Source organism: Streptomyces galbus (assembly GCF_005280195.1).
In the GTDB taxonomy this organism is placed as follows: domain Bacteria; phylum Actinomycetota; class Actinomycetes; order Streptomycetales; family Streptomycetaceae; genus Streptomyces; species Streptomyces galbus.
In genome coordinates this window covers 46,689-70,170 of the sequence record NZ_SZPR01000021.1, presented here as the reverse complement: position 1 = coordinate 70,170, position 23,482 = coordinate 46,689, and the positions used below count along the sequence as shown (strand labels likewise).

Here is a 23,482-nt window from a genome sequence, read left to right as displayed (position 1 = left end):
CCCCGCAGGGATGCCCGGGCACCCGCACGGCGGACCCTGCGGCCCGGGCCGCGAGCCGATGGGACCGTGACGGGACCGCCGGCGCACGCGGCCTGCCGGCCCGGCCGACGGACCCCGGAAGCGGCCGACAGGGCCGACGTTGCGCCCACCGGCACACCGGGTGAAGCTGTCGGGAGGACTGCTGACGTGTAACCGAAGGGCAGGAAGGGCCGGACCCGTGGCCGTGGGAGACGACCCCGCCGAGCACCGCCGTCTGGCGGTGCTGGAGCGCTACGGCATCGTCGGCGCGCCCGCACCGCCGGACCTGGACGCGATCGTCCGGCTCACCGCGCGGGTGTGCGAGGCACCGCAGGCCGCCGTGAACATCATCTCCGCCGACCGCCAGCACCAAATCGCCGCGGTCGGCATCGAGCCCACCGTGTGCTCGCGCTCGGACTCCATGTGCGCGGTCAGCATCACCGCCCCCGGGCAGGTGATGGTCCCCGACGCCCGCCAGGACCCGCGGTTCGCCGCCAACCCCTGGGTGACCGCCCCCACCGGCGCCGTGCGGTTCTACGCCGCCTCCCAGCTCCACTCACCGGAGGGCGAGACGCTGGGCACCCTGTGCGTGTTCGCCCAGGAGGTGCGGTCCCTGACCGCACGCCAGCGCCAGGCGTTGGACGACCTGGCGTCCCTGGTGGTAGACGTCCTGGACCTGCACCGGCACCGGCAACTGCTGCACCACGCGCTGCTGGCCGCCGACCAGGTTCGCACCGAGCTGGAGCGCTCCAACACGGCCCTGGAGCAGTTCGCCGGGCAGGTCAGCCACGACCTGAAGAACCCCCTCACCGGCATCACCGGCCACGCCGGCCTGCTCGCGGAGCTGCCCGGGGTCAGCGGCGACACGCACGCGTCGGCCTTCGTCCACCGCATCGAAGCGGCGTCGGACCGCATGAACCGCACCATCGAGGCCGCCCTGTCCCTGGCCCGTACCGGCGGGGCGCTGCACCTCACCGACACCGACCTCCAGGCCTTGGTCCAGGAGACCGTCGAGGACTTGCGCGAGGAGCTGACGGGGGCGCGGGCCCACGTGTGTCTGGGCGTGCTGCCCGTCGTGCCGTGTGACAGCACGCAGATCCGCAGGCTGCTGCAGAACCTGATGGCCAACGCGGTCAAGTACCGTCGCCCCGACCGGCCCGCCCGCATCGAGGTGAGCTGTGACAACGACGCCGACGGCTGGAACCTGCGCGTCACCGACAACGGCGTGGGCATCCCGGCCGAGCAGCGCCGGCACGTCCTGGAGCCCTTCGTACGGCTGGACAGCAGCAGGCCCGGCTCCGGCATCGGGCTCGCCACCTGCCTGCGCATCGCGGTAGCGCACCGCGGCACCCTCGCGATCGACGCGGCGCCGGGCGGGGGGACCATGGTGACCTGCCACCTGCCCTACCCGCCCGGCACCCGGGACTGACCGCCCGGGCCCGGGTGATCCGTCCAGCCTGGCGGGTGGTCCGTGCTATCAGGAATGCGAGCGGGCCAGGAGCGCCTGGACCCGGCTGCCCACCTCGCGCGGGCTGAACGGCTTCGCGATGTAATCGTCGGCGCCGGCCGCGAACCCCGCCTCCACGTCCCCCTCCTCCGACTGGGCGGTCAACAGGATCACCGGGAGCGCGGCGGTCACCGGGTTCTGCCGCAGCCGCCGGCACACCTCGACCCCAGTCAGGCCCGGCATGCGGACGTCCAGGACGGCCAGGTCCAGAGGTTGGCTGCTCGCGATGTGCAGGGCCTGCGGCCCGTCCTCGGCGGCCAGCACGGTGTGCCGGGCACTGCCCAGCTTGAAGGCCACGATGTCGCGGACGTCCTCGTCGTCGTCCGCCACCAAAATGGTCGCCACGGCACACTCCCTGTTGGGCGAGCACCCGGCGCGCAAATGCCGCACGGGGCCCGACTGCGGCCTGCCACCCGGCGGCACGCCGGGACCTTCAGTATCACGCGGGGCAACTCGGGCCGCCCGCCGGGGTACCTCGGCGAACCGGCGGCTGCAGCGACGCCGCGGGAGGGGCATGAAGCGGTGCCGCCACAGCCGACCCGAAGGTGCGCTTGCCCACCAGACGCCACCGCTTCCGCCAAACCACCCTTGCTAGTGAGCTCTCTCAGCTTCGCCACTGAGCATCAGAGGGGCCCGATGCGGGCTCCGGCCTCGCCTCCCCGCCGTGCCCGCGGTGATTCCATGTGCCGAGAGAGCTAGGACTCCGACTGAGGCGCGGCCCAGCACCCGTCACATCGGCCACCCCGGCACTGCCCCCTTGGGCATAACGTCTGGCGGTGAGAGAAAGCGAACCGCGGGGCCTGGCTAAGGTCGAGTCCGCGCACAAGAGGTGTGACCAGGTCGCGCCGTGAAACACCTCGGCGGCCGGCAGGTCGACGGCGCCGTCGAAGGTTCGATGGCTGCACGTGCAGTGGACATGACGGAAGACGCGTAGGGACATGACGGCGAGTGTGCGCGGTGGCCGGGTCGCGAGGTCAGGGAGTCGCGCGAATATGCGCGCCCGGACTTCAACGACGAGCCCCTGGCACACGGGACGGGCCTCTGCCTTGGCAGGGGGACGGTGAGCGTCGTCGGTCGCGCCGCCCTTTTTCGTAATCACTCCACAGTGGCATGGGCGGGGGGAAGTGCGTGGTCGGCTGCGCCTGAGGGTACCGGCACCCGCATGACCCTGTCGGTGGAGTTGCTGCCCGAGTCGACCCTGCGCGATGTGATCGGCCTGCTGGTCAGGCTGATCGAGTCCGCGGGCGCGCTGATCATCTTCATCGGCGCCGTGTGGGCGTTCGTGCAGTTCGTAGCGGCAGGTGTGCGCGGGCGCGGCAAGGTGGCAGGGTTCAACCGGATCAGGCTGAGCTTGGGGCGCTTCCTTGTCCTGGGCCTTGAGTTCCAGCTCGCCGGGGACGTGCTGCGCACGGCGGTAGCGCCGAGCTTCGCCGAGATCGGCCAGCTGGCGGCCATCGCGGCCATCCGGACGGCGTTGAACTACTTCCTCGGCCGGGAGATTGCCCAGGAGCGGGCCGAGATCGAACGGGGTGAGACGGCGCCTCCTGCACAGGGCGGGAAGGGCCTGCCGACATGAACGGGTGGCTGCAGATGGCGGCGGTGCTGATCACCGCTCTGGGTCTGGTCGCCGCAGCAGCGGCCTGGCGCCTGACGCACACCGTGCGAGGTGGACTGGCCGTGCTGCTGGACTTCCTGACCGCCGCCGGCCTCATCCGGCTGGCCGGTGAGCCGTCGTGGGGCAGCGTCATGCTGGCAGCAGCGGTGATCGCGCTGCGCAAGCTCCTCGGCGCCTCCCTCCATGTGTCCCGGCCGAACCAGACCACCCGCGGCGGAGCCCGCCCGGTCAGCGCAGGTCGATGACGACCTTGATGTCGCCCTCCTGGGCGGTGAACGCCTCGGCCAGGTTCGGGTGCTCCGACTCCCGGCTGGCCGCCGAGATTATTTTTGACCGTGGCCTGGACGACCTCTTCGTGGTCCGTACCCCAGGCCACGTCGCCGGTACGGAGGTGCTCGGCTCTATCGAGCTCGGTGCTTCCGTCCTGCGCCGCTGGTGGTGGTCCTCGGCCACGACTCGTGCGGCGCCGTCGCGGTGGCCTGCTCCGCCCTCAAGGACGGGCAGACGCCGGGCGGCTTCGTCCGCGACGTCGTTGAGCGCGTGACTCCGAGCGTGCTGGCAGCCCGCGCCGCCGGACGCGAGAGCGCCGGAGAGATTCTGGCCGAGCACCTCCAGCACGCCGTGGACCTGCTGCTAGAAGGCTCCCGCGTCCTGGCCGAGCGGGTGGCCGACGGCCGCCTCGGTGTAGTGGGCGTGTCCTACCGCCTGGTCGATGGCAGTGCGCAGCTCGTCGCCGCCCGCGGCCCGACGTCGCCGTTCCCACAGCGTCCTGACCGCCCCTCACCCAGATCGGCCGCGAGTCCGGCCCGCGGCCCACGCAAGAACCGTGTATGAGTAGGTGCCGACCAGCCCACTCCTGCTGATCCGACGCGAATGACCAGATTGAGCACGTCTGCGAGTCGCTCAACCGAGGGGATCGCCGCCCTCACAGCCTCGTCAACCTCGTTCAGAGCGTCGACGTAACCAAGCACGAGCTCTCCACCCCCCGCGGCGTCCTAGACGTCACCGACGAAGGCCTGGCCCTCGTCGAGACCGCGCCGGGAGTGACGGTCCAAGACATCGCGTCCCGCACGGACGCGCCCCTGCTTCTGGAAGCCGTCACGGCTGCCTGCTGAACGCGCCCTCCCGGTGCGACAACGACGGCGCCGGCGGTGCCGCGCCCTTTCGTTCACCGGCCGTTCGGGCCGACGTCGAGGTCCGCGTCTACGGTCGCAGTGTCGCCGGTGGCCCGGACCACCGAACGTGACCACGGGGGGGTGCGCGATGTACCGGCAGTTGCACCACGAGATCAGCGCCGTGGGCTCGGCCCTCGTGGCGACCGCCGTAAACATGGCGGTGATGGCGGCCGTGCGCGGATGGTCACCTGCGTCTGCCGGGCAACCGGTGAAGTACCTCGCGTGGCTGCTCGCCATGGTGGCCGTACTGACGGTCGTGGAGGGGGTCACCGAGACCCGCGTCTACCGGACGGCCGCTCCGCTGCCCGAGGACGTACAGCCGCCGGCCGACCCCGTGGGCCGGCACCTCGTCCGCCCCGGGATCCTGTGCGCGCTGATCCTGACCTCGCTGGTACCGGCGCTCGTCTGGGAGCCCGCATTCACGCTGCTGCCCCTGGGGCTGGCGGTCGCCTGGGTGCCCGACATCGTCGTAGTCGCCCTCTGGGAGCGCCGCCACGGACGGCTGGTGTGGCGTGACCACCCGGTGAAGGGCGCGCTGTACGCCACCTCCCCGGCCGGCCGCCGCCCACCGCCCGACGGGGGTGGGCAGCCTGGGTGACCGGCGCCCCCGGGTCCCGTGGTGTCGCTCGTTCGAGGGGGATCCTGGGGCAGCGCCGTGCCCAGGCCCTTGAATCGCATAACGCATCCGCAGGGCGACGGATGCGGCCGCGACAATCACTTCAACGACAAGATGGCCGGCGGGTCACGTGTGCGCGTCCGGAAGCGCGGGAGGCGTCAGGCCCCGCGGGTGGAGGTCAGTTCGGCTTCGGCTTGGGCGGTGGTGCCGTACACCTGCAGCACGGTGTCCACCTGGGTCATGGCCAGCATCCGCTGCAGCTTCGGAGGTACGCAGGCCAGCACCAGCAGCGTGCCCACGCTCTCGGCCCGCCGCCAGGCCCACAGCAGCGCGTTGAGCCCGGATGAGTCGACGAACGCCACCGCGGACAGGTCCAGCACAACGAACGGATGGCCCTGGGTGACCTCCTGCGCGAGACGGTGGCGGAAGAACGGGGCGTCCGCATAGTCCATGTTGCCGCTGACCTGCACGATCAGGCAGGGTCCCGACGTACTCGCCGACACCGAGGGTTCCGTGGTCAAGGCGATCTCCCCACCGCCTCACCGGGGAGACGCACACCGACTGGTGAGATGACCCTACCGACTCCCTTCACGCCGCATGCTCATCCTTTCCACAGAGCGGGCGGGGTCACTGCTCAGGCGGGAGCGAGTGCCAGCGGGGTCAGGACTTGCCGAACAGTGGCACCCGCCCAGCGTCCAGGTCTGTGCGGATGCGGTGTGGGCGGGCCGGGTGGCGGAACCGCCCGGCAGCGTCCCGGGCAACGTCGACGGCCACATCGAGCACCACCGCGGCCTCCACCAGGACGACCTCCAGCGTGCGCTGCGTTCCCCAGCCCGCCGAGAACGTCCACCCGGCCCACGGATGCGCGCCCGTCGGCTGGACCAGGACGTCGCCCAGTGCTCGCGCGAGACGAGCGGACAGCGTGGTGCTGCGCCCGACGTACTGAAGCCGGCCCGCGGCGTCGTAGCGGCCCAGCAGTACCGTCCTGGGCGCCTCCAGGGGGCCGGTGACGGCGCCGATAATGGCCTCGGTGGTGGTGCGCACCTTGTACTTCCGCCAGGCCCTGGCGCCCCGGTGTAGGGCTCGTTCAGCCGCTTGAAGCACAGGCCCTCCAGCCCGGCCGCCGTCCACTTTAGCCACCCGCGTGCCAGGGCCGGATCGGTGGTCGACGGGCACAGCGTCAGCGGCGCCTCCGCCTGGTGGTCGGTGAACAGCGCCTCCAGTGCCTTGCGTCGCCGCTGGTAGGGCCAGCCGGTCAGGCTGGTTCCTTCCGCGTGGACCAGGTCGAAGGCCACGTAGTGCGCCGGCCACCGGCCCGCCCCCTCGGCCGCGCCGCTGCCGCGCCGGGCAAGGCGCTGCTGGAGCCGCTCGAAAGCGAGTTGGCCGTTCTCCCACACCACCAGCTTGCCGTCCAGCCCTGTGTCCGCCGGCAGCTGCGCAAGGGCGGCGGCGCGGATCTCAGGTTGCACGGCGAGCTGGGCGCGGTAGCCGTCGCACTTCGGCTCGGCTACCCACCTGGCGGCAGGGCCGGGCTGTCCACGGCCACGGTCAGCGCTGGCTGCGGCAACGACCACGTCCACGTCCACGTCATGACGCCATCCCTTCCACCCCAGCCGCTGCCGCCGCTTTCCGGTCGATCCAGTAAGCGTTTGCCGCCATCCCCCAGCAGACCGAGCTGCCGGGGATGGTGATCGGTGGCTACACAAGGCAACGGACGGACTGCGCACGTGGAGTGGGGGCGAGCTCGGTGCTGACGATCAATGTGCGGTGCTGCTGGCGGTCATCATCTTCGTGCGCCTGCGCCGCCGTACGCAGGCCCGCAGCCGGAGCGACGAGCAGCTGATCGTCGCCATCGTGCTCGTCTTCGGGATCCTGGTTGCTCCGACCGCGTTCGGCGAAGGGGTCTTGCGCGCGGTGGGACAGCTTGCTTCGGGCATCTCCCAGTCCGAAAGGTGACACCGACCAGAGCCGGGCTCAACGATCAGGGTGCGAGGGCTTCGCGCAGAGTGGGCCGGCACGTGATGACCTGGTCGATGCCGACGAGATGCAGCACGCGCTGGACAGGCTCGGTGGGTGCTGCCAAGCGGATCCAGCCGCCGACCTGCGCGCAGGCCTGGTGGGCGGTGAGCAGGATGTTGACACCGACGGAGTCCATGAAGGTGACCTGCCGCATGTCCACCACGATGCGGGGCCGGGCGGTGCCGGTGACGTTCAGTGCCTGGCGCAGCGTCTCGCCAGTGGTGTAGTCGATCTCCCCGGCCGGGCTCAGCACACGGATGCCGTCGGTGGCGGTGACGACCACCGTCAGCCTGATGGCGCGCCCTGTCTGCCCGCTGTCCGTCATCGGTCCTTCAGCCATTCGGCGATACTGGCACACCAGACCCGCGGGTGCCGACGTGGAGCCGGCCAGGGAGCGTAGGGGCGTGGGTCCGCACGGGCGCGGGCATACGCCGGGTGTGAACGGGGGAGCGAAAGGCGAGTCATGATGGAACGGGTCCCGGTGAACGAGGACGGCACCACGTCGGACAGGGCGGTCATGGAGACCACCGTGGCCCTGGATGGCGACGGTACGGCCATTGCCCAGGCCCGCCACCTCGCAGCGCAGTTCCTCACCCGGGTCCAGGCCGAACACGGCCTGCCCGTATCCCAGCGCGCCATCGACGTGACCCAGCTGGTCGTGAGTGAGCTGGTGACCAACGCCCGCAAGTACGCGCCCGGCCCGGCGCTGATGGATCTGCGGATCGTCGGCGACCAGGTCGAGATCATGGTGTGGGACTCCGCGCCGGTGCTGCCGGTGGCCCGGGCCGCGGACGCCGGCCGTGTCGGGCAGCACGGGCTGGAGATCGTCATGATGGTCGCCCAGGCCTTCGAGGTGCAGATGGAGCCGGTCGGCAAGCGCGTCACCGTCCGCATCGCCCTGCTGGATGACCCCGGCGGCGCCCTTACGGGACGCCGGCCTCAGTAGCGCTCCGCCCGGCCTCGACGGTGCGCCGGGGGTGCGTGCCTGGTCTGCTGCGTAACGTCGGTTCGCTATGGGGTGGGTCAGACGGTTTCTGCCTCGGCGTGCGCGGTGCGCAGGTGGGGCATGGCGCCGGCGTCGATCGCGCGGGCCTGGGCGAGGGCGTAGTGCAGAGACGTCTTGATGGTGATGACGTCGTCCAGGCCGAGGATGCTCATGCGCCGGCGCAGGTGTTCGTCGGGGATGGCCATGATCAGTGCGCCTTGCTGCTGCTCGAGACGCCGGTAGAGCGCGAGCAGGGCGGTGATGCCGCTGGAGTCGATGTAGGTGAGAGAGGAGGTGTCCAGGACCAGGACGCGGCCGCCGTCGTCCAGCAGACGCTCGCCCGCGGTGCGGACCTCGTCGCTGGTGAAGAGGTCGATTTCTTCTTCGAGGGCGGCGATGACCAGGTCGTCCTGTCGGCCGATGAGCTGCAGCACCGTTTTCGCCTCCTCGTAGCCCCTGCTCTGGCGCAAGAAGAAAGGGTCCCACAGGCGCTTCGTCGCCGTTGCCGGAGCGCCTGTGGGCATGGAGGTCGTCTACCCGCGGCAGTCGAAGTGATGGGGCCGTCTCTGGCCGTCACGGCGTGTGGTCGGTGATGGTGAAGTGTTCGCGGGTGCCGCTGAGGGAGAGCAGCCGGCTGACCGCTGGCTTGAGCGGGCCCTGCAGCACCAGTGAGCGACCGGCTCCCTGATGGTGTTCGTGGGCGTGCAGCAGCTCGTTCAGGAGCATGCTGTCGGCGAAGGAAACCTGGGAGAGGTCCACCACCGTGACGGCAGCGCCCGCGGCCTCGGCGGCGTCCCAGGCGGCCTGGATATCTTCGGCGTCGTCGAAGTCCAGTTCGCCGCGCAGAACGAGGTGGAACTCGCCGCCGCGCTGCGTCCCCTGCACTTTCGTGAATGGTGCAACCATTTGGCCATCGTGGCATCCGCGCGTGTACACACCAAACGCCTCGGCTGACGTTAGAGAGCTGGTCGAGGAGGCCCGGGGCGGTGTCGGGCCAGCGGTGGTCGCATGCGGGGACCTGTCGGTGCAGTGATTTGATGGCCTGCTGCCGGGGGCCGGGCGGCACCGGCCGCTCTCGGCTGCCCGCGAAGCACTCCACGATGCCTGCAAAAGATCACCCGCCCGACGAACCCGCCACGCTGATCCTGGACTGGCACGGCGCCCACTCACAGCAACCCTCCGCCGAGGCCGGATCCAGCACGTGACGGACAACCGTCCGCAGCGCGACGGCTGAACCGGTAGCGGTCCGAGTACGCACAGGCGGTCCGCGAAATACGTAACCGATCTACGCAGCAAGGCGGTTGTCATGCCTGTGCACGCCGCGAAGGATCAGAAGAACAGAACAGCACGGGGCATCGGTGCGTGGGGGAGGGCAGTTGGGCAGATTCCGGTTCCGGCCCAGTTACGAGGCGCTGTGCGAGGTGACAGTCGGCGACCGCCGCCTGGTCGCGTACTCCGGGCACCGCAAGGTGATCCGGCTCGCCGATCCGTCGGCCCGTGAGGACGTCGCGGTGATCACCGGCTCGCGCTCATGGGTGCGTGCACTGTGCGAGGTCCCCGTGGACAGCGGGTCGCGGCTGGCGTCCGGTGGCCGGCGCGGCACCCTGTGCCTGTGGGATCCCGGCGCACCGAACGACCCCCCGGTCCGGCTGAGGGGGCATCGCGGCTGGGTGAACGCCCTGTGCACGGTGGAGGTTGCCGGGCGTGCGCTGCTGGCGTCGGCGGGCGCCGACCGCGTCATACGCCTGTGGGATCCCCGGGACGGCAGCCTGGCACGCGCCATCGATACCGGCTCCGGTAGAGGGTGGGTCTTCGCCCTGTCCACGGTACGGACAGGCGGCCGGACGTTGATCGCGGCCGGGCACGGCCTTGGCTCCGTGACCCTCTGGCACCCCGAGTCGGGGCAGCGTCATGCGGAACTGACCGGACACCGCAAATTCGTGTGGACGCTCTGCGAGGTCTCCGACGGCGACCGCACCCTGCTCGCGTCGGGCGGCTGGGACGGAATCGTACGACTGTGGGACCTGGACGAACGCCGGGAAGTGCGGGCGCTGACAGGAGGCAGCGGACCGGTGTACGCCCTTTGCCGGGCGGACGTCGGTGAGCGCTCGCTACTCGTGGTCGGCGGTGACGGCCCCGGGACCGCCGTGCGCGACCCTGCCACGGGCGAGCACCTCGGCGCTCTGGGCACGGACCTCGCAGGTCTGCTCAGCGGACACGGCTGGGCCCGGGCGGTCTGCCAGGTACGGCCCTTCGACGGGCCGCCACTGCTCGTGACCGCGGGCTACGACGACGCCCCGCGGGTGTGGGACGTGGCGAAGGAACTCTCATGACGGCATCGGGACTCCTCGGACAGAGCCGGGCGAGGCGGCAGTGAACGCCGCTTACGGGGCTGTGCTGGTGTGCCTGGCGCTGGCGCTGTGGGACCTGCTGCGCATCGTGCGACGCAACCCGCCCCGCTGGCGGGACCGGTTGAGCCTGGGGGTGTGGGCCGGGGCCGGTACGCTCGCCGCCGAGCGCTGGACCCCCGGCTGGATGACGGTCCTCGCCTGGACGGTTGCCGCATTGTGCGTGCTGGGCGCGGCCGCAGCCACCGTCCTGCAGACCACGGTCCCCTCCATCCCGTCGGTCGAGGAGCATCAGCTGCGCCAGCGCGTGCTCGCGCTGTGCGGACCGGACAGCCCCGAGTCGACCACGGTGGGGGTCTCGAGCACCGGATTCGTCGCTGTCCGCACGCGAGGGCCACGCCTTCCCGTCATGGCCGCACGGCTGGAGCGCGGCTGCCCCTTCTGTTTCGTGGAGGAGATCCTCACCGCTGTCGGTGAGGACGCGGAGCGCGCTGTCGAGCGGTATCGCGACGAGCACTCCCGCGGCGTCAACACCATGGCCGTGCTGACCCGTGCCACCACCGGTGCCCGCCGCCGGCGAACCGAGATCCTCCCGATGACCGGGAACCGCAAGCCGTTCCCGCACGCAGGATGTCGCACGCACGCCCTGCTCTGACCGCCGGGCGGGCGCACCGGTTCGGCGCACGCTGAAAGGGAGACCGACGTGCTGCCTGTGCTGTGGAGTGTCCTGGGGGCTGTACTCCTCGTCGTCGCCGTGTTCGCGCTGCTCGTCGACGGGCGACGGCTCCGGCGCCCCGTGGCGCGGCCCATCCCCTGGCGCTTGCTGGCCGCGTCGGCCACGGCCGCGCTGTTCCTCGTGCTGCTCGGGCTGGCGGTGTGGTCCGACGTCACCTGCCATCACGACTGCGAGCCGACGGTGACGCCCGTGTACCCGTGAACTGGCCCCCGGCCGACGGCTCGTCGCTGCCCAGCAACCTCCAATGGAAAGCCGCCACAGCGCCGCGGGGCCAGGCGTTCAGCAGCCGGCGATGCGGCTGGTCTGTTCATGACGCGGGGCGGCCCTCTGCGTTACCCGCCGACGCCTCCTGGTGTGGCCCTGAAACCACCCCGCAGGGCCTCCGCGCCGCACAGGCCGACCTCTCGGCGACTGCTTGCTCGGATTGAACCTCCCTTTTCCCGGCCCGCGGCTCATGAATGCCTGTGGGCTGTGGTCGGAATAGCTGTTGGGGTCAGCGGATGGGGTGAGGGCTCCTGCCGGTAACAGGAGCCCTCTTTCTTCCGCCCCTTTTCATGGTGCCGCGCCCAGGAAGGGAGTGGAGCGGCGATTTATGGGGGCGGGGTTCCGCTTGTTCAGCTCACCATCGGGTGACCCGGCGCGCAAGATCTTCCGCATTCGGGATGGGTTCGGAACCGTTCAGAACGGCGTATGTCCTGGTCAGAGAGTGGCTGGGCCGGTGTAGGGGTGTGGTGATGGGGTGCCCCGGAGCCGGCGGCAGCCTGAACCGTCCGGCCCCAGCGGGGTGGGCCGCCGGGTCATTCCTGATGCCCTGCTCTTCAAAGACAGAACTCTTCCGGAATCGGGCGGTGCTTGTCCGGGCTGATTCCGATTGAGCGGAAGGGTTTTCCCCGGTTGCGGCGAAGGCACAGACTGACTTAAGGCCGCATCACAGCCGGTAACTGGATGCAGCCCTTCAGTGATCTTCGTCGTGCCCAGGGAGGGAAACAACTGTGTCGGTACGTATCAACCGGTCCCGGAGCCGCCGTCAGGCGGCAGCCGCAGATCACGCGCTGTGCGGCGCGAGTCTCACGCCGGTCCACCGGATCACCGTCTTCACCGTCATCTTGCTGGTCGTGGTCGTCCTCGTGTGCGGCGGCCAGCCCGCGTGCGACGTCATCGGGCTCATCGCGGCTGTTTCGGCGGCCGCCGCGCAACTCGGTCCGTGGCTGAGCGGGCAGCGCCCGGCGGCCGGCCTTGCCGGGGGTGCGTGATGAGACTGCCGCAGGGAGGCCGGCCGGGCGCGGCGGACCGGCAGGGCAGGGGGCCCGACCCGCTGCGCGTGCGTGACCAGAAGGAATTCCGCGACGCGCTGAAGCAGCTGCGCGGCACCAAGAGTTACAACGCCGTCGCGTCGGCCAGCAAGGGGGGTCTGTCGACCACCACGATCCACAACGTGCTGGCGAAGGACGCGCTGCCCTCGCGGGACTTCGTGGCCAAGTACCTTCCGGCCTGCGGGCTAGGAGAAGCGGAGCAGGAGCGGTGGCTCGCCTGCTGGGAAAGGCTGGACGGCCAGCCCGCGCAGCCCGGCGGCCCTGCCGGACCAGGTGGGCCCGGCCGCTGGCAGGACCTGCTGGGCGGGCGCCGGGCCCGGGTGCGCGCCGGCCTGGTGGCCGGCACCGTCCTCGCTCTGACGGCGGCCCTGGTGGCCTGGCAGGTGCACGAGTCGAACGTCGACCACTTCCGCGAGCAGCACTGCGGCACGTCCAGCCGGGACCTGGTGACGGGGCCCGGCGGGGAGTGCACGGGCGTCACGGATGGCAGCGACGGCGCGGCCGTCTTCGGGGATGACCTGAAGCCCGTCATGAAGGCCATCGGTGCGGAGAACCGCAACGTCACCGATGGCGGCGACTACGTGACGTTCGCGTTCCTGACGCCGCTGAGTTCCGCGGACGCCAACTCGCTGACGGTGGGCCAGTACGTGGCCGAACTCGAGGGCGCCTACACGGCCGTCGAGGAGGAGAACAAGAAGGACAGCAGGCCCAAGATCCGGCTGCTCGTGGCGTCAATGGGCAGCTCCGAGCGGGCCTGGAAGGCGGCCGTCGACCAGCTCAAGTCGGTGAAGGACGGCGAGCACCTGGTGGCGGTGGCCGGGCTGGGACTGAGCCAGCAGGAGACGGTCGACGCCACCCGGGAACTCGCCAAGGCCGACCTGCCCATGATCGGGGACCTGATCACCGCGGACGGCTTCGACGCCACCGGCGCGGTCGACGGCAAGGGCCCGATCAACGGACTGGCCCGGGTCGCCCTGTCCAACACCGACCAGCTCACCGCGATCAGCAAACAGCTCGGCTCCGGCCGGCGCACCGCGGCCCTGGTCAGCACCCAGGTCACCCCCAACGGCACCCGTGACCTCTACACCGAGTCCCTGCGCAAGGGCTTCCGCACCATCGCGGGCCTGAAGAAACACCTCGACCCCAACTCCGACTTCAGCTTCGACCCGCGCGGCGGGCCCGGCGCCATCCTGCCCACCATCAGCCAGAACTTCTGCAACACCGGCAAGACCATCGACACCGTCTACTACGCCGCCCGCGTCAAGTACCTGCCCGTCTTCCTCGACGCCCTCGCCCAACGCAGCTGCCACGCCCAGCCCATCACCGTCATCACCGGCTCCGACGCGGCCTCCCTCGACCCCAAAACGCAAGCCCTGCACACCGCCGACGCGCCCATCACCGTGCTGTACGCCTCCTTCCCCAGCCCCGCCCAGCTCAGCGGCCCCGCCAACCCCGACCGCGGCCTGTACACCGCGTTCGTGAAGAACTTCACCGCCCCCCACCACGACCAGCAGTTCCCCGCCCGCCACCTCACCAGCAGCTACTGGGCCATCGTCGCCCACGACGCCGTCCTCACCGCCTCCACCGCCCTGCACAACGCCGCCGCCCACGGCACCGGCCCCACCGCCCTGCCCAACCGCTACGCCGTCCGCAACGAGCTCTACGCCCTGCGCAACGACGCCGTCGCCGGCGCCAGCGGCCACTTCGGCATCGACGCCCACGGCAACCGCACCCGCACCGACACCATCGCCACCGTCCACCGCCTCGGCCAGCCCCTGCCCAAGCCCACCGGCTGACCAGACACCGTCATACCCGGGTGGTGGGGCAGGCCTGTACCGGGCCTGCCCCACCACCGTCCACCCGCCGACGCCTCCCGCGCCCGGCCCCACAGCACCGCTCCCGCCCTCGGCGGAGGCGGAAATCCCCACGTGAGTGACACCTTTCAGTGCTTTCTCCGCCTCATGTCCCATTGATCGCAATGGTCACCCGCCGGTTCCGCCGGAGGGCTACCGTCGACTTCTCGTTCATGGACTCCACGGGGGGATTAGTGATCTCGAACGGCGAACCGAACCCGGTCACCTTCGCGCCGATGACGAAGAAGGAACGCGAGCGCCGCGCCTGCCATCTGTTGGGGGCGGCCCGTGAGGGCGCCGCCGTCCTTCGCGCCCAGTGCCCTCTGGCCGAGCGCATGGAGAAGGTGAGCGAGGTGGCCGGGCATGTGGCAGGACTGCTGGGCCTGCCGCCCGGTCCGGCCCCTGTTGATGCAGCGTCTCAGGAAAAGCTCGTCAAGGCCGCCGGCGAACTGGCAGTGCTCCTACGCGCTTACAACTGGGCGGACAGCGACATCTCAGTCACCGACCTGGACAAGGCCGCAGACACACCCCACGTCGCCGAGAGAGCGGCAGCCGACGGCTTCGACGCCCTCGGTAAGCTGATCCTGCCGCACGCCACCCCCGAGGGCTGGGCGAGTGAGCTGGTCACCAGCGCCGCCAAGGGGGACGCCAAGCTGGAGGCCGGCGTCAAGTTCGCCAAGTACGTGCTGCATCCCACGCCCCTGCTCGTCCTGGACGACTTCACGAAGATGGCCGGGCAGGCGGTGCACTCCCTGAACCTCAGCCGCCTCAACGCCTGCGTGTCCACTCTGCGTCCCTTTCTGCAGGGCCCGGCCTACGGGCCAGGACGGCCGTGTCCGGGCCCGGACGTTCCCCCGGGCAGGAACTTCCGACCGGACGTTTTGAAAGGTGATCTGGGCAAGACCCGGGAAGGAGACGACGTGATCACTTCTCCGGGCGAGGGCGTGTCCCAGCATGATCCCGCCGTCTCCACCCACGAGGATCGGCACGACACCAGCGTCGGCGGCCTGAACCTGTGAGCTGCAGCGCCATGCGGCTCGGGAGCGGTCGGCAGGTACCGGGGCCGGGCTACGTCCCGGCGCGGGAGCCGATCCAGTGCTGGAAGGAGTCGTCGGTGAGGGCCTCCACGAGGAGGTCCGCGGTGCGTACGGGACTGCCCGCACCGATGTCTCCCATCCGTCCCAGTCAGCCCCCGGCAGACCGCTGACCACCGTCAGCCGCAACGGACACCCCAGCGTCCCCAAGCGGCGCGTCAACGCCGACACCTGCTCCAGCGTCCATGCAAGCACCCGCCACCACCCGGCTCGAACCCCGAACAACCTGAGGCTGCGCCGTCCTTGCACCGCGGGCAGGGTCCGCGCCGCTGGGGCGCCGGACGAGGCGCTGCTGGAGCCGCGCGACAGCGAGCCGGCCGTAGGATCGCGAAATGGATGTCGGCTGGGATTGGGGAGAGCTTCACCGCGTGCCGTGGGAGCGGTGCGGGGTGGGTGAACTCCCCGGCGTGCTGCGGGCACTGGCATCCTCGGATGTCGACACCTCGCAGGAGGCTCTCGAAGAGCTCTACGGGCTGTTGCTGGACCTGGGCAGCACCGTGACACCTGCCACCATCCAGGCGGTGCCCTGGATCGCCCGGTTGTGCGCGGCGGGTCTGCGGACGTCAGCTCTGCTCTTCTTCCTCGGCTCCGTCGCCGCCTCCGAAGAGGAAAAGGACATCCCTTCGGGCACCGCCCGGGCATCGGTCTCCGCTCAGATGCCGCTCCTGCAACCTCTGTTGGGGCATCATGACGCCGAGGTGCGGCAGCTCGCCGTCTGGGCGGTGGCTCAGTGCCGCAGCCCGGAGAACTCCTGGGAGGCGTTGGCTGCCTGCTGGGAGGTGGAGGAAGAGCCCTCCGTGCGGCGGGACTTGCTGTTCGGCTGTGTGCTGCTGGACGCGCTGTCGGCCCGCCGCTTGGTGGCCACGGCACTGACCGCCGGCCAGCCCGACGAGGTGCGGCTCGCGGCCCTGGTCGTCGTCCCGGACACCGGCCTTCCCTGGACGGCCGAACTGACTGCCGCGACGGTCTTCTTGCTGCCGGCGAGTGGCCGCATCGGCCAGACGCCCTGGCTCACCGACCCGTTTCCCGCCCTCGTCGAACGGCTCGTGGAGCGCGGGCGTCCCGGTGACGCCATGGAGGTGGTCACGGCGGCGCTGCGCGCCGAGGGCGAGGACAGGGCCGACGTACGCAAGGAGGCCGTGTGGGGCGCCACGACGCTTGGAGAGCACCGGCCGGAGGTCCGGCTGCGTCTGCTGCCCCTGCTGCTCGCCCTGGTCGATGATCCGGGGACGGCGGCGGATCGCCTTGTGAGCGCGTGGCGAAAGGAGGACGGCGCCGTCGCGCGGGAGCTCGTGCACTTGGCGTCCGGTGACGACGATGTCCTCGCCGACCGGGCCCTGTCGGTTTTGATCGCTGCGGACGTTCCCGAGGCGACGCCCCTTCTCGCGCGGCACCTCCCGGACCGCCCGCGGGCCCTGGCCGCTACGGTCGTGTCCGAGGCTAGGGGACGGATCCGTTATGTCCGGCCGCTCGCCTGCGATCCTGCACTGCTCGAAGCGGTCCGGGCGCGTCTGGTCGCGGACGGCGTGGGTGAGGAGGAAGCTGGATACCTGTTGGGACTCCTCGCACACTGGGGGCCGCAGGCCGGCACCGCGATTCCCGAACTGCTGGCCGTTCTCCCGCGTTTCCCCCGACAGGTGCCCGAGGTGCTGGCCGGCGTAGTCGCCGGGGCCGAGGGGCATCGCGAGGCGGTCCTCGACGCCCTGCAGGCCGCGGCCGACCGCCAGGGCGGCCAGGCCGCCGCGGCCGCCCTGCGTCGCCTGGCCTGACCGAGGCGAGTGCCACCGGTCCCCGCCTGGCTCGTCCTCCCGGCCCAACCAAGGCAGCCGAGGCCGTCATCGCGGTGCGACACGTCGGCGGTGATCGCCCGCGCCGCTCGACGGCTTCGACGCTGGTGTGCTCGTGGTGTGCTCGTGAAACGGCGATGCCTGGCCGCTCGAAGGCCCGGCCTAGGTGATGCCACCGGGCCGCGCACCGCCAACACGCTGCTGGTGAGCGCCTACCATCCGTCCTAAAGCAGAGCAGAGCAGGTCGGCCGCTGACGGTGCCCGGCGCCGGCAGTGTCGGCCGGACACAGGGCGCACCGACGACTGGGAGGACCGTGTGACCGCGACACCCGATCACGCCGCAGCCGGTCGGGTCCTCGTCGTGGACCCGGCTCTGGGCGATCAGGCCCTGACCGAGCTCACCGCGCTCAACGACCTGGGTCTGGTGCCGACGGTCAACCTCCGGCGCGTGACGGACCCCGCGCTCCGCTCCCGGCTCGAGGCCGACTGGGACACCGTTGACTTCGACGGCTTCGCCGAGGAGGAATTGGCCCGCCAACTGGAAGACGAGGGTCGCGGCTACCAGGTGCTCAAGTGCCGGGCCGGTATCCCGCTCACCCGGAACGTGCTGGAGCGGGCGACCGCCGAAGGCCTGCGGCGTCGCTTGGTCCTGGTGGGGCGAGCCGCTGCCGGATCGGACACGTTTGACCACGCGGCGGCGCAGCGCCTGGGAGTTGCTATCCGCACGACGCCGGGCGCCAACGCGGCTGCCGTGGCGGAACTGACCGTCTCGCTCATACTTGACGCGCTGCGCGGGATCGCACGCCGCGACCGGGACCTGCGCCAGGGTTCATGGAGCGCTGCGGTCGAGGGCCTGCCCGTGAGCAGCCTCGACGGCGCGCGGGTGGGGCTGGTGGGATCCGGGGCCATTGCCCGACGCACCGCCGAGCTCGTGCGGCCCTTCGGTGCCGAGGCGTGGGTCTTCGGATCGCCGCGGTTCACGCCGGAACGAGCGGCTGGCTGGCCGGGCCGCAGGGTGGAAACCCTGCCGGAGCTACTCGCTGGCTGCGACGTAGTGTCGGTGCATGTGCCGGCCTCCGCCGAGACCGACGGCCTCATCGGAGCGGAGGAGCTGCGGCTGATGAGACCGGGCTCGGTCCTGATCAACACGGCACGGGCGAGCGTGGTGCGCGAGGATGCCCTCGACCGGGCGTTGCGGGACCCTGACTCCGGACCTTGGCGTGCCGCGGTCGACGTCTTCGAGTCCGAGGGAGCGGACTTTACTTCTGTGCTCGCCGACAATCCGTACTGCACCCTGTCCCCGCACGTCGCGGGGATGACGAGGGCCGCGATGCGGACCGCGTCGCACCGCCTCGTAGAGCAGTTCGCGTCCTTCGTAAACGAGACCGGACTCGTGAGGGCGGTCCCCGCTGAGTCATAAGCATTCGGCGTCGCCGCAGTCTCCTTCGGACTGCTCCTGACCCTGATCGAGGGCCAGTGGCTACCCCTGTAGCACCTCGACGCTTCGGCCGCGCGGAACCGCGGCCGCGCCCAGGCACTCCAGCAGAGTGCCTGGGCCTTGGCCTCGGGGCTCAGCGCGTCGCCGAGCGGCTGCGAGTTCGATGCAGGCCAGCTGGTCACGCTCGGCGTACTTGGCCTGCGTGGGCGTACCCTGCGCGAGATTCTCCACGAGGCTGCGGAAGGTGGTGCCGTGTTCGGCTGCTAGCTGGGCGAGCCGGTCCCGCGCGGCGGTGCTTACCTCAGCGCTACGTTGCGCGCCGCTGCCGCGTCTGTGGCCGCTTTGAGGTTCACCACCATCGACCAGCGTCCGCGCATCACCGAGGGATCCGGCGCCTGCATGGGCAGCCGTGGGTGAACCTGCGAGGAGGTGGGTTCCGGCTGTACGGACACTGTCGGCGGCGAGTAGCACCGTGTAGATAGATGTCGTGGTCGAAGATCTGGACGGGCTGGGGTTCCGCGCCCATCCACGCAATTGCTCGGCGGGCCGTCTGTGTCTCGTGCGCCCGCCCCACGGTGCACCAAGCCGATGGTTCAGCACCTCACGGAGCCATCGGCTCCACGGTGGGCTTCCGTGGTGAAGACGGTCCTCTCCGTGTAGCGTCGTGGGTAGCTGTCATGGTTCCGAAGTACCGGTCGCCCGTGGAGCAACGCGCACGGGCGATTCTGCTGTTCACAGTCTCTGAGGACCAGGGCGATCACCTCCGGCTCGCGCAAGGTGCGGGAGCCGATTTCGACTCCCCTTGGAGGGCGCAATGGCCAGCGGAACCGTTAAGTGGTTCAACTCGGAAAAGGGCTTCGGTTTCATCGAGCAGGACGGCGGCGGCCCTGACGTCTTCGCCCACTACTCCAACATCGCAAGCTCCGGCTACCGTGAGCTCCAGGAAGGCCAGAGGGTGAACTTCGACGTCACCCAGGGTCAGAAGGGCCCCCAGGCGGAGAACATCACCCCCGCCTGAGCCCATAGACCTTTCGGCACCCGTCCTGCCATGCTCGCTGGGCGGGTGCTGTGCCTTTGCCGGCTGTCTCCTTCGGTTCCTAGGTTCTGTCTCTTTGGTCAGCGTCGTGCCCAGATGAGGATGGCGGCGGCGAGGTGGAGTGCGGCCTGGTGGGTGCGCGCGCTCGACTGACCGCACCCACGCAGACGACACCCCACTGGAGCGAGGCGGCTGACGCCATCGCCCAACCCTCCCTGACTGCCGCCAAGTTGCGGGGGATCACTGGTGTACTCGCCCCCCCTGACCCGGGCACCGAGCGCAGTATGCGTGCAACGCGATCGTGCCGATGGACAACATCGACCCGTGTCGTCGATCTACCAGTCAGGGCGAAGGCTGAGGCAGGATCGATTGCGCTCACAGGCTCTCTCCAGCAACCGCCCGGCGTCGCATTCCTCATCGACCACTTGGCCGCGAATACGGCGGGCCAGGCCGCCGGCACATCAGGTGGGGCGCCGCATCGGCGGTCATGACGACGGCGGGTCGGCCTTCGGGGACCGGGCGCGCCGTGTCTGGACGGATGGGGACTGTCCCTCCCGCAGTTCCCTCCAGAATGTGGTAACGGCTGTTACCATGCAGGGTATGGCGAAGACACAGCTGGGCGCACGCGTGGATGAGGACGTGGCGGAACTCGCGCGCAAGCGAGCCGCCGACCTGGGCCTGAGCATCGGCGACTATCTCGCCCGTCTGGTGCAGGACGACACCAGCGGCCTGCGCGCCCGCGCCGTGGACGCGGCCGCCCGCTTCCTGGCCGAGCACCAGAGCGTCTTCGACGACGCCGAGAACGCCCAGAAGGCCCCTCGAGGAGCGCACGCAGCCTGATGAACGTGCACATCGACGTCCCCTGGATCCTGCAGGTCGCCGAGGCCGCCGGAGCCGATGACCCGGCTCCCGACGACTACGGCGTGCCCGTCTGCGCGGTCGCCCGCCACCGCGCCGACGTGTTCGAGCAGCCCGTCTACGACGGCCCCTACGCCAAAGCCGCCGCACTCGTCCACACCCTGGGCCGCTGCCGCTGGCTGGAGCGCTCCAACATGGCCGTCGCCGCCGCCACCGGCGTCATGTACCTCGAAGCCGCCGGCATCCCCGTCAAGCCCGCCCGCGAGGACGCCGTCGCCCTCAAGGACCTCCTCCTGGACCCCGCCTGCACCGCCGGGAAGATCGCCGCCCTGCTGCGCACCTGGCCCACCGCCACCTGACCTTCAGCCCGCCCATCACGGTCTGTGTGGAACCGCCGCACCCGGTTCCACCAGTAACGACCGCGGCGATGATCTCACTGACGATAACGACCGGGAACCAGTTCGGCCTCACCCCGCACCTGTAGCCCGGTGCCACACGTGGCCGTGATCATGGCAGGCTCAGGCGCTCTGCTGTCGCACCCTGCGTCCCGGGGCGCACGTCCGGCGTGTTGTGGGAGAGCGGCAGCACCACGCTTGTCAGCGCCGCAGCTTCAGACCGACGCGCCCGTGGTGTATCGGCGGGCGGTGCTCGACAGGTCTGCAAGGGCGCTGGCATCGACGTCGGTGTGGGCGTTGCCGGCGTTGGCAGCAGGACCGAACGACACTCGGCCTGCGGCAGGGCGCGTGAATACAGGGCAACGCCATCGCCTTGAGCGAGCGGTGCGGGCGAGAGCAGCACCGGGTCTTCGGGCTGCCAAGGTGCGGCCGACTGCGAGGATCGGACGGTCCGTTGCCGGGTAGCTGGCGTTACTGGTCGGGTGGACGGTTTGGACGCCGGTGCCCGCGTACGCCTTGGGAGTCAGGGTGAGCAGGTCTCGCCCGCTGGGGTGGGCGGCCGAGGGGCGGGCGGCGTGGACGGCGGGGCAGGAGTGTCCGCAGCGCAGCAGTTCGGTGGCGGTCGGTGTCGAACGCCTCGATTCGGTTGAACCGCAGGCCTTTGATGTAGCCGAGCAGGCCCGGCCGTTCGGCGTCGCCAGCCGTCAGGGACAGCACCGGCGCGGTGCGCTGCCGAGGGCGGAGGCGAGCTCAGCACGCGCCAGCTCGGCCCGCTCGGCGTACCGCCTGCGTCGGAGTGCTCTGCGGTGCTCACCTTGGTGCTTGATCGCGTCATGGCGGTGCGAACGGTGACAACGCCGGTCTGGGCCTTGGCTGCGCAAGGACCCGCAGGCAGCTGTAAGCATGAAGACGTCGACCTACGCGAGGATGCCTCCGAACTGTCCACGGATAGAGGGACACGGCAAGTCAAACTCACCTGGCAGACGGTCAAGATCACTTGTCAGAGGTCAGGAACTGTCAGCCTGGCAGTTGCATGCTGTACCGGATCGCTCTCATTGTGAGCTCGGCGACTCGGACACCACCCTGGCCCACGTCCGCCGCTCGGGACGCCTAGGACGTGCGCAGAAGCCGTTCGACTGCCGCCCGGTCCACCTTCCCGTTCGCGTTCAGCGGGAGCGAGACGACCGCGGTGATCCGGGCCGGGACCATGTACGGGGGCAGGTGGTGGCGCAGCTCCGCGCGGTGGTCCACGGTGCAGTTGCCGGGAGCGCCGGTGTGCGCCGCGGCGAGTTCGACGCTGCCGTCCGGTGTGGGCAGCGCCACCACCACGGCGTCGAGGATGCCCGGCAGGTGCCGCAGCGCCGCTTCCACCTCGCCCAGTTCGACCCGGTAGCCGTGCACCTGGACCTGCTGGTCGACCCGGCCGAGGTGGGTCAGGGGCGTGCCGGGCGGCATTGGGCCCTCGTCGACGGTGGCGGGGGACAGCGCGGTCACGCGGTCGCCCGTCCGGTACCAGTGTGCCTTCGTGAGGGGTGTTCTCGGGTCGTACGGGCTGCCGTCGGGGGTGAGGAAACGCCCCGCGTTGTCCGCCGGATCGAGGTAGCCGGCGAAACGCTGGGGGCCGCGCACGCACAGTTCACCGTCCAAGAGTCGGCCCTCCAGGGCGGGGTGCAGGGGGCCGATCGGCACGGTGTCGTTCGGGGTGTCCGGCCATGCGTCGAGGTCGCGGGGGAGTCGGTGGCCGGTGCAGGTGACGGTGAGTTCCGTGGGGCCGTAGGCGTTGTCCACCGTGCTGTTCCCGGCGGCCCGCGCCCACGCCTGCGCCTGGCGGAGGGTGAGCGGCTCGCCGCAGAACATGCTGCGGCGCAGGCTCGGCAGGCTGCCCGGTTTCAGCGCCCGCAGCCGTTCGGCCAGGGAGATCACCGAGGGCACGGAGTTCCAATGGGTCAGTGCACGGGCTGTGGCGAAGCGGACGGGGCGCAGCAGGTCGCCTCGGGTCGCCGCAACCAGGGCTGCGCCAGTGCCCCAGGCCGCGTACAGGTCCAGCACGGACGGATCGAAGGTGAGGTCGAACGTCTGTGACACTCGGTCGCCGGGGCCGGGGCCGTAGTGTGGCACCGCCTGCTCCAAGTAGGTGCACACGTTGCCGTGCCGGATCGGGACGCCCTTGGGCTCGCCGGTCGAGCCGGAGGTGAACAGCAGGTAGGCGAGGTCGTCGGGGACGGTGGTTGGCTCGGGCAGGTCCCGCGGTGCGGTGCCGGTGAGGGCGAGCAGGTCCTCGGCGGTCAGTGTGAGGGTCGGCGCCGGCAGTTCGGCAGTGTGGTTGCAGGAGCCGTCGGTGAGGATCACGTCGAGCTGCGCGACGGCGGTCACGCGGGCGTTGCGCGCGAGCGGGAACGCGGGGCCGAGGGGCACCACGGCCCCGCCGATGCGGTGGACCGCCAGATAGCCGGCGTACGCGACGGCAGTGCGCCCGGTGAGCAGCCCGACGCGGCGAGGAGCGGCGTCGGCGCCGCTGCGCTGCAGCAGTCGGTGGGCCACATGGTCGGCCAGGGCCGTGAGTTCGGCGTAGGTGAGCCGGGTGTCGCCAATCTCGAGTGCCGTTGCGGCGGGGAAGACGGCGGCCGTGTGCGCGAACCAGTCGCGCAGCGTCCGGCGTTCGGCTCGCAGGATATCGGTCACGTGTCGT

The 23,482-nt window shown here is 70.7% G+C and carries 24 protein-coding genes and 3 pseudogenes; 19 read left to right on the top strand and 8 right to left on the bottom strand.

Annotated elements, in window-relative coordinates; all coding sequences use genetic code 11:
• Positions 1–217: 217 nt before the first annotated feature.
• Positions 218–1,447 carry a sensor histidine kinase gene (locus E4U92_RS26695; protein ID WP_137303011.1) on the top strand — a complete coding sequence of 410 codons (1,230 nt, stop codon included), beginning with the start codon at positions 218–220 and terminating at the stop codon, positions 1,445–1,447.
• A 48-nt stretch (positions 1,448–1,495) separates the two neighbouring features.
• On the opposite strand, the gene E4U92_RS26690 is transcribed toward E4U92_RS26695, so the two are convergent.
• Positions 1,496–1,870 carry a response regulator transcription factor gene (locus E4U92_RS26690; RefSeq protein ID WP_137303010.1) on the bottom strand — a complete coding sequence of 125 codons (375 nt, stop codon included), beginning with the start codon at positions 1,868–1,870 and terminating at the stop codon, positions 1,496–1,498.
• Between the two features lie 817 nt (positions 1,871–2,687).
• Here E4U92_RS26690 and E4U92_RS26685 point away from each other — a divergent pair.
• From E4U92_RS26685 to E4U92_RS26665, 5 genes and pseudogenes are all read left to right on the top strand, one after another.
• Entirely contained in the window at positions 2,688–3,101 is a 414-nt protein-coding gene (locus tag E4U92_RS26685; RefSeq protein ID WP_137303009.1) for a DUF1622 domain-containing protein, read from the top strand.
• The gene (locus E4U92_RS26680; RefSeq protein ID WP_137303008.1) at positions 3,098–3,385 is read left to right on the top strand and encodes a DUF1622 domain-containing protein; all 288 of its coding nucleotides are present in this window, start codon (positions 3,098–3,100) and stop codon (positions 3,383–3,385) included. The genes E4U92_RS26685 and E4U92_RS26680 overlap by 4 nt, the downstream gene beginning before the upstream one ends.
• Positions 3,382–3,913: pseudogene (locus tag E4U92_RS26675) on the top strand (carbonic anhydrase). Before E4U92_RS26680 ends, E4U92_RS26675 begins: the two are co-directional and overlap by 4 nt.
• Before the next feature lie 207 nt (positions 3,914–4,120).
• Positions 4,121–4,255: pseudogene (locus E4U92_RS36805) on the top strand (succinyl-CoA--3-ketoacid-CoA transferase); the annotation flags it as partial.
• 148 nt (positions 4,256–4,403) lie between these two features.
• A complete protein-coding gene (locus tag E4U92_RS26665; protein WP_137303007.1) occupies positions 4,404–4,913 on the top strand; it encodes a hypothetical protein in 510 nt (169 codons plus the stop codon).
• A 176-nt stretch (positions 4,914–5,089) separates the two neighbouring features.
• Here the strand turns inward: E4U92_RS26665 and E4U92_RS26660 are convergent, their stop codons facing one another.
• The 3 genes and pseudogenes from E4U92_RS26660 to E4U92_RS36795 all read right to left on the bottom strand — a co-directional run.
• Complete coding sequence (locus E4U92_RS26660; RefSeq protein ID WP_137303006.1) at positions 5,090–5,452, bottom strand: STAS domain-containing protein; 363 nt, start codon at positions 5,450–5,452, stop codon at positions 5,090–5,092.
• A gap of 139 nt (positions 5,453–5,591) precedes the next feature.
• Positions 5,592–5,975, bottom strand: a complete 384-nt coding sequence (locus E4U92_RS36800; RefSeq protein WP_229863560.1) for a hypothetical protein — start codon at positions 5,973–5,975, stop codon at positions 5,592–5,594.
• Positions 5,976–6,064: 89 nt separating this feature from the next.
• Positions 6,065–6,331, bottom strand: a pseudogene (locus E4U92_RS36795) (ATP-dependent DNA ligase); the annotation flags it as partial.
• 367 nt (positions 6,332–6,698) lie between these two features.
• Between E4U92_RS36795 and E4U92_RS26650 the strand changes: the two are divergent.
• Entirely contained in the window at positions 6,699–6,887 is a 189-nt protein-coding gene (locus E4U92_RS26650; RefSeq protein WP_229863563.1) for a hypothetical protein, read from the top strand.
• A 25-nt stretch (positions 6,888–6,912) separates the two neighbouring features.
• Here E4U92_RS26650 and E4U92_RS26645 read toward each other — a convergent pair whose 3' ends face one another.
• On the bottom strand, positions 6,913–7,290 hold the full coding sequence (locus E4U92_RS26645; RefSeq protein WP_137303004.1) for an STAS domain-containing protein: 378 nt from the start codon (positions 7,288–7,290) through the stop codon (positions 6,913–6,915).
• Between the two features lie 126 nt (positions 7,291–7,416).
• On the opposite strand from E4U92_RS26645, the gene E4U92_RS26640 reads away from it, so the two are divergent.
• A complete protein-coding gene (locus E4U92_RS26640) occupies positions 7,417–7,896 on the top strand; it encodes an ATP-binding protein (protein ID WP_137303034.1) in 480 nt (159 codons plus the stop codon).
• A gap of 77 nt (positions 7,897–7,973) precedes the next feature.
• Here E4U92_RS26640 and E4U92_RS26635 read toward each other — a convergent pair whose 3' ends face one another.
• Together E4U92_RS26635 and E4U92_RS26630 are read right to left on the bottom strand one after the other, a co-directional pair.
• Positions 7,974–8,405, bottom strand: coding sequence for an STAS domain-containing protein (locus E4U92_RS26635; RefSeq protein ID WP_168725206.1), 432 nt, complete (start codon positions 8,403–8,405; stop codon positions 7,974–7,976).
• A gap of 103 nt (positions 8,406–8,508) precedes the next feature.
• Entirely contained in the window at positions 8,509–8,841 is a 333-nt protein-coding gene (locus E4U92_RS26630; protein ID WP_137303002.1) for an STAS domain-containing protein, read from the bottom strand.
• 470 nt (positions 8,842–9,311) lie between these two features.
• Here E4U92_RS26630 and E4U92_RS26625 point away from each other — a divergent pair, with 470 nt between their 5' ends.
• The 11 genes from E4U92_RS26625 (at position 9,312) to E4U92_RS26565 (ending at position 20,757) form a co-directional block, all read left to right on the top strand.
• On the top strand, positions 9,312–10,268 hold the full coding sequence (locus tag E4U92_RS26625; protein WP_137303001.1) for a WD40 repeat domain-containing protein: 957 nt from the start codon (positions 9,312–9,314) through the stop codon (positions 10,266–10,268).
• A gap of 40 nt (positions 10,269–10,308) precedes the next feature.
• Positions 10,309–10,938, top strand: a complete 630-nt coding sequence (locus tag E4U92_RS26620) for a hypothetical protein (RefSeq protein WP_137303000.1) — start codon at positions 10,309–10,311, stop codon at positions 10,936–10,938.
• A 48-nt stretch (positions 10,939–10,986) separates the two neighbouring features.
• Positions 10,987–11,220, top strand: coding sequence for a hypothetical protein (locus E4U92_RS26615; RefSeq protein WP_137302999.1), 234 nt, complete (start codon positions 10,987–10,989; stop codon positions 11,218–11,220).
• A 791-nt stretch (positions 11,221–12,011) separates the two neighbouring features.
• Positions 12,012–12,272 carry a hypothetical protein gene (locus E4U92_RS26610; RefSeq protein WP_137302998.1) on the top strand — a complete coding sequence of 87 codons (261 nt, stop codon included), beginning with the start codon at positions 12,012–12,014 and terminating at the stop codon, positions 12,270–12,272.
• Positions 12,272–14,128, top strand: a complete 1,857-nt coding sequence (locus E4U92_RS37070; RefSeq protein ID WP_137302997.1) for a hypothetical protein — start codon at positions 12,272–12,274, stop codon at positions 14,126–14,128. Before E4U92_RS26610 ends, E4U92_RS37070 begins: the two co-directional genes overlap by 1 nt.
• A 230-nt stretch (positions 14,129–14,358) precedes the next feature.
• Positions 14,359–15,204 carry a hypothetical protein gene (locus tag E4U92_RS26600; protein ID WP_137302996.1) on the top strand — a complete coding sequence of 282 codons (846 nt, stop codon included), beginning with the start codon at positions 14,359–14,361 and terminating at the stop codon, positions 15,202–15,204.
• Between the two features lie 407 nt (positions 15,205–15,611).
• Positions 15,612–17,048, top strand: a complete 1,437-nt coding sequence (locus E4U92_RS26595; protein WP_137302995.1) for a HEAT repeat domain-containing protein — start codon at positions 15,612–15,614, stop codon at positions 17,046–17,048.
• A gap of 334 nt (positions 17,049–17,382) precedes the next feature.
• Complete coding sequence (locus E4U92_RS26590; RefSeq protein ID WP_168725205.1) at positions 17,383–18,486, top strand: NAD(P)-dependent oxidoreductase; 1,104 nt, start codon at positions 17,383–17,385, stop codon at positions 18,484–18,486.
• Positions 18,487–19,318: 832 nt separating this feature from the next.
• The gene (locus E4U92_RS26580; protein ID WP_067228799.1) at positions 19,319–19,522 is read left to right on the top strand and encodes a cold-shock protein; all 204 of its coding nucleotides are present in this window, start codon (positions 19,319–19,321) and stop codon (positions 19,520–19,522) included.
• Positions 19,523–20,140: 618 nt separating this feature from the next.
• Positions 20,141–20,380, top strand: coding sequence for a hypothetical protein (locus E4U92_RS26570; RefSeq protein ID WP_137302992.1), 240 nt, complete (start codon positions 20,141–20,143; stop codon positions 20,378–20,380).
• On the top strand, positions 20,380–20,757 hold the full coding sequence (locus E4U92_RS26565) for a fic family toxin-antitoxin system, toxin component (RefSeq protein ID WP_137302991.1): 378 nt from the start codon (positions 20,380–20,382) through the stop codon (positions 20,755–20,757). Before E4U92_RS26570 ends, E4U92_RS26565 begins: the two co-directional genes overlap by 1 nt.
• A gap of 1,146 nt (positions 20,758–21,903) precedes the next feature.
• On the opposite strand, the gene E4U92_RS26555 is transcribed toward E4U92_RS26565, so the two are convergent.
• A complete protein-coding gene (locus E4U92_RS26555; RefSeq protein ID WP_229863566.1) occupies positions 21,904–23,475 on the bottom strand; it encodes an AMP-binding protein in 1,572 nt (523 codons plus the stop codon).
• Positions 23,476–23,482 lie beyond the last annotated feature (7 nt).